A 7,768-nucleotide genomic window follows, 5' to 3' on the forward strand; every position below is an offset into this window, starting at 1 on the left:
GCCCGCGCGCTGCCGCTCGCGCTCGCCGCCGCCGGCGCGCTGCTCGCCGCGTGCGGACGGCCGGCGGACGATGCCGCGGCGTACCAGGGCTATGTCGAAGGCGAATTCGTGTACCTGTCGTCGTCGCAGGCGGGCACGCTGACGCAGCTGTCGGTCGAACGCGGGCAGGCCATCGCGGCCGGTACGCCGGTGTTTGCGCTCGACGCGGTCAGCGAAACGGCCGCGCTGCAGCAGGCGCAACATCAGCTCGCGGCCGCCCGCGCGCAGCTTGCCGACCTGCAGACCGGCAAGCGGCCGCCGGAAGTCGCGGTCACGCGCGCGCAACTCGCTCAGGCCAGTGCGCAGGCGGCGCGGGCCGCCGCGCAACTCGCGCGCGACGAACGCCAGTACGCGGCCGGCGGCCTGTCGAAGCAGCAGCTCGACGATACGCGCACGGCCGCGCAGACGACTGCCGCGCAAATGCGCGAGTTGCAGAACCAGGTCGACGTCGCGCGCTTGCCGGGCCGTGCGCAGCAGGTCGCCGCGCAGGCCGCGCAGGTCGATGCCGCGCAGGCGGCCGTGGCCGAAGCGCAGTGGAAGCTCGACCAGAAGCGCGTGGCCGCACCGGCCGCCGGGCGCGTGTACGACACGCTGTACCGCGTCGGCGAATGGGTGCAGGCCGGCAATCCGGTCGTGCAGATGCTGCCGCCGCAGAACCTGAAGGTGCGCTTCTTCGTGCCGGAGGCCGCGATTGCATCGCTCGCGCCGGGGCGCACGATTGCGATCCATTGCGACGGCTGTGCGGCCGACGTGCCCGCACGCATCACGTACGTGTCGAGCAACGCCGAATACACGCCGCCGGTGATCTACAGCAACGAAAGCCGCACCAAGCTCGTGTTCATGGTCGAGGCGCGCCCCGCGCTCGCCGATGCGCCGAAACTGCACCCGGGCCAGCCCGTCGCCGTGAGGATGCGATGAACGCGCAGCCGGCTCCGTACGCGATCGACGTCGACCGCCTGAACAAGCGGTTCGGCGACAAGCACGTCGTGAAGGACGTGTCGCTGCGCGTCGCACGCGGCGAGATCTTCGGCTTTCTCGGGCCGAACGGCAGCGGCAAGACCACGTCGATCCGGATGATGTGCGGGCTGCTCACGCCCGACTCGGGCAGCGGCACCTGCCTCGGCTACGACATCGTGCGCGACAGCGCGCAGATCAAGCGGCGCGTCGGCTACATGACGCAGCGCTTCTCGTACTGGGAAGACCTGTCGATCCGCGAGAATCTCGATTTCGTCGCGCGCGTGTACGGGATGCCCGATCGCCGCGCGGCCGTCGCGCGCGCACTCGATGGGCTCGGCCTTGCGAGCCGTGCCGACCAGCTCACGGGCGCGCTGTCCGGCGGCTGGAAGCAGCGCCTGGCGCTCGCCGCGTGCATGCTGCACGAACCCGAACTGCTGCTGCTCGACGAACCGACCGCCGGCGTCGACCCGGCCGCCCGCCGCGACTTCTGGGAAGAACTCCACCGGCTCGCCGCGCAAGGGATCTCGGTGCTCGTCAGCACGCACTACATGGACGAAGCCGAGCGCTGCCACAAGCTCGCGTACATCGCATACGGCGAACTGCTCGCGCAGGGCACGTCGGCGGAGATCGTCGCGTCGCAGCACCTGTCGACGCGCGTGGTCACCGGCGCGCATCTGGCCGAGCTGGCCGCGCGCCTGCGCACGATGCCGGGCGTCGACCAGACGGTCGTGTTCGGCTCGGTGCTGCACGTGAGCGGCCGCGATCCAGCGCGGCTCGACGCGACGCTCGCACGGGTCTGCGGCGACGCATCGTGTCAGGTCGCATCGATCGATACCGGGCTCGAGGACGTGTTCATCTACATGATGGGCCGCGCGCCCGGACCCGCCGGCGGAGCGTCGGCATGAGCGCGCGGGCGAGCCTGCGCGGCGCATTCTCGGTCGCACGCTGGTGGAGCATCGTGCTGAAGGAATTCCTGCAGTTGCGCCGCGATCGCGTGACGTTCGCGATGATCGTCGGCGTGCCGATCATCCAGCTCGCGCTGTTCGGCTTCGCGATCAACACCGATCCGAAACATCTGCCGACCGCGGTGATCGTCGCCGATCAGAGCCCGTTCGCGCGCAGCTTCATCGCCGCGATGCGCAACTCGGCCTACTTCGACATCGTCACGACGCTGCCCGACGAAGCCGCTGGCCGGCATGCGCTCGCACGCGGCGACGTGCAATTCGTGCTGAGCGTGCCGGCCGATTTCTCGACGCGGCTGCTGCGCGGAGAGCGTCCGTCGCTGCTGGTCGAGGCGGACGCGACCGATCCCGTCGCGACCGCATCGGCGATCGGCGCGCTGCAGGGGCTCGTGCAGCCCGTCGCGGACAAGGACCTGACCGGCCCGCTCGCACACCTGAACGGCCGCCCGCCCGCGTTCGACGTCGTGCTGCACCGCCTGTACAACCCGGAAGGCATCACGCAGTACAACGTCGTGCCCGGCCTGATGGGCGTGATCCTGACGATGACGATGGTGATGATGACGGGCCTCGCGATCACCCGCGAACGCGAGCGCGGCACGATGGAGAACCTGCTCGCGACGCCCGTGCGGCCACTCGAGGTGATGACGGGCAAGATCGTCCCGTACGTGTTCATCGGGCTGATCCAGGTGTCGATCATTCTCGCCGCCGCGCGCTATGTGTTCGAGGTGCCGTTCGTCGGCGGCGCGTTCGCGATCTACCTGTCCGCGCTGCTGTTCATCGCCGCGAACCTGACCGTCGGCATCACGCTGTCGTCGCTTGCGCAGAACCAGTTGCAGGCGATGCAGCTCGCGATGTTCTACTTCCTGCCGAACATCCTGCTGTCGGGGTTCATGTTCCCGTTCGCGGGCATGCCGAAATGGGCGCAGTTCATCGGCAACCTGCTGCCGCTCACCTACTTCAACCGCCTCGTGCGCGGCATCCTGCTCAAAGGCAACGCATGGGCCGACCTGTGGCCGTCCGTATGGCCCGTCGCACTCTTCACCGTCGTCGTGATGGGCGTCGCGCTGCGCTTCTACCGGCGCACGCTCGACTAGGGGACGCGCGATGAAACCGGCTTCGCGACGCGCGTTCACCATCTCCCGCCTATCGCTCACACCCAGCGCCGCGCGCCCGAGCGCGCTGGCCGCCGCTGCGCTGCCGGTCATCGCGCTGCTCGTCGCCGGATGCGCGGTGGGGCCGGATTTCCGCGCGCCGGACGCGCCGGCCACGCAGCACTACACGCGCGATGAAGCGCCAACCACGACGGCAGGCACCGACGGCCCAGCGGGCGACGCACAAACGTTCGCGCCGGCCGCGCATACGCTGCAACGCTGGTGGACGCGGTTCGGCTCCGAACCGCTGAACCACCTCGTCGATACCGCGTGGCAGAACAGCCCGACACTCGCCGAGGCCCGCGCACGGCTCGATGAAGCGCGGCAGAACCACGCCGCGCAAGCCGGCGCGACGATGCTGCCGCGCGTCGACGCGAACCTGTCCGCGACGCGCGAGAAGGTCGACGTCGCTGCGTTCGGGCTGCCGGCCAACGTGCCGAATCCCGGGCCGTTCACGCTGTACGACGCGTCGGTAAGCGTGTCGTACGTACTCGACGTGTTCGGCGGCAACCGGCGCGCGCTCGAAGCGCTGCGCGCGCAGGTCGACTATCAGGCGTACGTGTTCGACGCCGCGCGCCTGACGCTCGCGGCCAACGTCGTCGCGACCGCGATCCTGCGCGCGTCGCTCGCGCAGCAGATCGCGCTCACGCGGCAGCTCGTCGACGCGCAGACGCGCCAGTTGCGCATCGTCGACGCACGCTTCGCGGCCGGCGGCGCGTCGCGCGCCGATGTCCATGCGCAGCGCGCGCTGCTCGCGCAGACGCAGGCATCGCTGCCGCCGCTCGCGGCTCGCTTCGCACAGGCCGGCCATCGGCTCGCGATCCTGCTTGGCGCGCCGCCGTCCGCCGCCGAGTTGCCCGACTTCACGCTCGACGCGCTCGAATTACCGCGCACGATCCCGGTCGCGCTGCCGTCGACACTCGCACGCGAGCGGCCCGATATCCGCGCAGCGGAAGCCATGCTGCATCAGGCAAGCGCGAACGTCGGCGTCGCGACCGCGAACCTGTATCCCCGTTTTTCGATTTCGGCGGGGATCGGTTCGGAACGCACGCGCATCGCGGATATCGTCAGCGGGCTGAATGTCTGGAACGTCGGCCTCGGCCTGGCTCAGCCGCTCTTTCACGGCGGTGAGTTGCGCGCGAAGAAACGCGCGGCGGAAGCCGCCTACGACGCGGCGTTCGCGAGCTATCGGGAGACGGTGCTGCAGGCGCTGCAGCAGGTGGCCGACGCGCTGCGCGCGGTCGAACATGATGCGTCGGAACTGGCGGCGCGCGAGACGGCCGCGCGGGAAGCGGCGGCGGGCAACGCGATTGCCGGCGACCGCTACGCGGCCGGCGGAATCAGCACGTTCGCGCTGCTCGACGCGCAGCGACAGGCACTGCAGACCGCGCTCGATCGCACGCGCGCGCAGGCCGACCGGCTGGCTGATACGGCGGCGCTGTTCCAGGCGCTCGCGGGGAGCTGGAGGGACGATTCCGCGGAGTGACGGCTGGCCGATACGGCCGCGGTGTTTCACGCGCTCGCGGGAAGCTGGAGGGACGATTCCGCGGAGTGACGGCTGGCCGATACGGCGGCGCTGTTCCACGCGCTCGGGGGAGCTGGAAGGCCGATTGCGCCTAGTAACGGCTTGCCGATACGGCTGCGCTGTTCCACGCGCTCGCGGGGAGCGGGAAGGATGATTCCGCCGAGTGATGGGCCGGACGGCTCCGCAGCACCGGAGCCGGGCCTCGTCGACTGGCGACGGAACATGGCGGGCATTCATCAGGATTGCAAAGGAGCCGCCCATGAAAAAACCGGCCCGAAGGCCGGTTTCTTGGTACCGCATGCCGTGAGCGGCGCTCGCGCGCCGCGCGACATCAGAAGCGGTGGATCAGGCCGACGCCTGCAGCGATCTGGTTCTGCTTCGAACCTGCGCCCACGCCGTCGCCGATCGACGTCGTTGCCGAGATGACCGACGCGCCGTTGAGCGTGTTGCCGCTCGCGTGCTGCCATGCCTCGACTGCGTACAGGCCCGTGCGCTTCGACAGGCTGTAGTACTGCGACAGCGTGACCTGGTGGTACTTGGCCGAGCTCGAGATGCCGTTCGACTCGGTCGCACGCGTGTACGAGTAGCCTGCCGCGAAGTCCCACTGAGCCGACGCCTTCCAGTGCAGCACTGCGCCAGCCGTGTTGAAGATCGCCGTGTTGCGGAACGTCGAGCCCGTGCCCGGGATGTACTGGACGTTCGAGTACGACGCCGAAATGTCCCACGACGGCGTGAACTGGTAACCGGCCGTGACCGCGACGCGCTGTTGCGACTGCGCCGTCTTGTAGCCGTTGTTGATCGACGACACGGCCTGTTCCGCACCGTTGCCGCTCGCGTCCAGACCGTTCTGCGCGGTCGAGTTCGCGCCCCACACACCGCCGCCCAGCGTCGCGTTGTTGATGCGCTGATAGCCGACCGCGATGCCTGCCGGGCCGTTCAGGTACTGGATCGCCGCGCTCCACGTCGAGCCGCGGTTCGTCGCGCCTGCGACGCCGCCGAACGAGTACGAACCGCCGACCGTGAAGCCGTAGAACTTCGGCGACATGTACACGAGCGAGTTGTTCGCGCGGTAGCTCGTATCCAGCGAGTCGATATCGCCCGGGTGCGCGCCGTAGTAGCCGGTCAGCCAGGTCGTCGGGCTGTACGGCGACAGCAGCGTGTAGTACGCGGTGTACTGGCGGCCTGCCGTCAGCGTACCGTACGTCTGGTTGGTCAGGCCGACCCACGCCTGACGCGTGAAGATGCCGTTCGTCCATTGCGACGTGCCGTTATTCGCGTTGAAGCCGGCTTCCAATTGGAAGATCGCCTTCGTGCCGCCGCCGAGGTCTTCGCTGCCCTTCAGGCCGAAGCGGCTGCCTGCCCAAATGCCGGTCGCCATCTGCACCTTCGAGTGACCGCCCGTGGTCGCGCCGGTTGCCGACGAGTTGTTCTGCCAGGCGATGGCGTTATCGACGATACCGTACAGCGTTACGCTGCTCTGGGCGTGGGCTGCGGTAGCGGCTGCGAGACCTACTGCCGTCATGGCGAAAGCGACGCGCTTTTTCATTGATTCTCCGTCCTCAAAGAATGATTTCTTATCTGGTGTGGTTTTATGACACATGTGCGAGTACATGTCGGCGCATTCTGACGGATTACCAATTGTTTCCCAATACGCGCAGTCGGTCATCGTATGATCGACGCAACGCACGGGTTCACCAAATGGTTACATAACACGCTAAAACGCTTGCGCAGCGGGCCTCTCCGGCATTTGACAGTGAAAACCCTAGCTTTACATTTTTACTCGTGCAACGCGACCGTCCGAAGTCGTCAGACGCCTGCCGGAAAAAACATCTTACAAGTGTGCAACCGCGACTCACGCCGACATTCACGCTGGCGGGCAGGATCGCTGACATTCATGACAGCCACATTTCGAGACACGAAATCTTGAAAACGTTTCAGTCGGGGGGCAGATCAGGCGGGGGAGCGGCCCGGCGAACGCAGGCCGAAGGAGGATGCCGGCGCGGCGCGCCGGCCGCATTCAACGTGACGCGGACTGCGCGATCCGTGCGTTGACCGCATCGACCAGCGCGTTCATCCGCGCGCGGATCGCGGTGTTCGAACCGACGAGCGCGAGCGACGACGCCATGATCCGGTAGATCCGCTTTCTCGGCACCTTCGCCGGGCTGGCCGGATCGAGCCACGCATCGTGCGCGGCCAGCAGTTCGAGCGTTTCGAGGCCGATCATGATCGGCCACAGGCAGGCAAGCCGGAGCCGCACGAAGCGGCGCGGAATCGCGAGCGTATAGACGCACGCGTCGCGGTACTGCGCGAGCGTCACGCGCAGCAGGTCGAACAGCACGCCGCGCGCACGCGCCGATGCGGTGCGCGACAGCAGGTCGGCGACGCACAACCCGTGCGCGGCGAGCACGTCGTCCGGCAGATAGCAGCGGCCGATGCGCAGGTCCTTCGCGCAGTCGCGCAGGATGTTGGTCATCTGCAGCGCCTTGCCGAAACGGATGCCCTTCTCGCGCATGTCCGGCAAGTCCCAGCCGCGCGCGGCCTTCGTGTGCGCGCCGGTCATGTCGGTCCAGAATTCGCCGACGCAGCCGGCGACCAGATACGTGTAGCGGTCGAGCAGGTCGCGGGTCGGCAGCGACGCGACCTGTCCCGACTGCTCGTCGGGGAACGTGCGCAGGTCGAACTCCATCCCCGACGTCAGCGTCGCGACGACCTTGCGGATCGATGCGCTGTCCGCGGCCGGCTGCGCGCGCAGCAATCCGAGCATCGGCTGCATCGACCCGAGCAGCACGTGCTCGTGCGAATCCGTCTGCATCCGCGTCACGTCCTCGAGCGCGCGCGACAGCGCGACGCCATCGCCAAGCCGTTCGATCTCGTCGCGCAACGCGGTGAGCAGCGCCGCGCGACGATCGGGCGCGACGAGCGCCGTGTCGGCGATCGTGTCGGCCGCACGCGCGAGCAGATAGGCGAGGCCGACCGGGTCGCGCATGCCGTCCGGCAGCACGCGCAGGGTCAGGTAGAAGGAGCGGGAAACGTTCTTCAGCAGGTCGCCGAGCAGGTAGGCGGGATCGGTTCGAGTCGTCATGGATCGGTAAAAATCGGCCGGCGCGGGGCCCGGACGCCGTGGGCGCCGGGCG

Annotated in this window: 6 protein-coding genes; 4 read left to right on the forward strand and 2 right to left on the reverse strand. The window is 68.4% G+C overall.

Going from position 1 to position 7,768, the window contains the following annotated elements; genetic code table 11:
- From O1Q03_RS39525 to O1Q03_RS39540, 4 genes are all read left to right on the forward strand, one after another.
- A partial coding sequence (locus tag O1Q03_RS39525) for an HlyD family secretion protein (RefSeq protein WP_269511482.1) occupies nt 1-957 on the forward strand: 957 nt, incomplete at its 5' end.
- Nucleotides 954-1,901: an ABC transporter ATP-binding protein gene (locus tag O1Q03_RS39530; RefSeq protein WP_269511485.1), complete on the forward strand. Its 948-nt coding sequence runs from the start codon at nt 954-956 to the stop codon at nt 1,899-1,901. The genes O1Q03_RS39525 and O1Q03_RS39530, both read left to right, overlap by 4 nt.
- Nucleotides 1,898-3,052, forward strand: coding sequence for an ABC transporter permease (locus tag O1Q03_RS39535; RefSeq protein ID WP_269511488.1), 1,155 nt, complete (start codon nt 1,898-1,900; stop codon nt 3,050-3,052). The genes O1Q03_RS39530 and O1Q03_RS39535 overlap by 4 nt, the downstream gene beginning before the upstream one ends.
- A 10-nt stretch (nt 3,053-3,062) precedes the next feature.
- Complete coding sequence (locus tag O1Q03_RS39540; RefSeq protein WP_269511491.1) at nt 3,063-4,595, forward strand: efflux transporter outer membrane subunit; 1,533 nt, start codon at nt 3,063-3,065, stop codon at nt 4,593-4,595.
- Nucleotides 4,596-4,965: 370 nt separating this feature from the next.
- On the opposite strand, the gene O1Q03_RS39545 is transcribed toward O1Q03_RS39540, so the two are convergent.
- Nucleotides 4,966-6,180, reverse strand: coding sequence for a porin (locus tag O1Q03_RS39545; RefSeq protein WP_269511495.1), 1,215 nt, complete (start codon nt 6,178-6,180; stop codon nt 4,966-4,968).
- 471 nt (nt 6,181-6,651) lie between these two features.
- The gene (locus O1Q03_RS39550; protein WP_269511497.1) at nt 6,652-7,716 is read right to left on the reverse strand and encodes a phytoene/squalene synthase family protein; all 1,065 of its coding nucleotides are present in this window, start codon (nt 7,714-7,716) and stop codon (nt 6,652-6,654) included.
- Nucleotides 7,717-7,768 lie beyond the last annotated feature (52 nt).

The organism is Burkholderia sp. IMCC1007 (assembly GCF_027257875.1).
Taxonomy (GTDB): Bacteria; Pseudomonadota; Gammaproteobacteria; order Burkholderiales; family Burkholderiaceae; genus Burkholderia.

Coding starts and splice junctions, on each gene's coding strand:
- O1Q03_RS39545 (WP_269511495.1), bottom strand. CDS start 6,180: ATGAAAAAGCGCGTCGCTTTCGCCATGACGGCAGTAGGTCTCGCAGCC.
- O1Q03_RS39535 (WP_269511488.1), top strand. CDS start 1,898: ATGAGCGCGCGGGCGAGCCTGCGCGGCGCATTCTCGGTCGCACGCTGG.
- O1Q03_RS39540 (WP_269511491.1), top strand. CDS start 3,063: ATGAAACCGGCTTCGCGACGCGCGTTCACCATCTCCCGCCTATCGCTC.
- O1Q03_RS39550 (WP_269511497.1), bottom strand. CDS start 7,716: ATGACGACTCGAACCGATCCCGCCTACCTGCTCGGCGACCTGCTGAAG.
- O1Q03_RS39530 (WP_269511485.1), top strand. CDS start 954: ATGAACGCGCAGCCGGCTCCGTACGCGATCGACGTCGACCGCCTGAAC.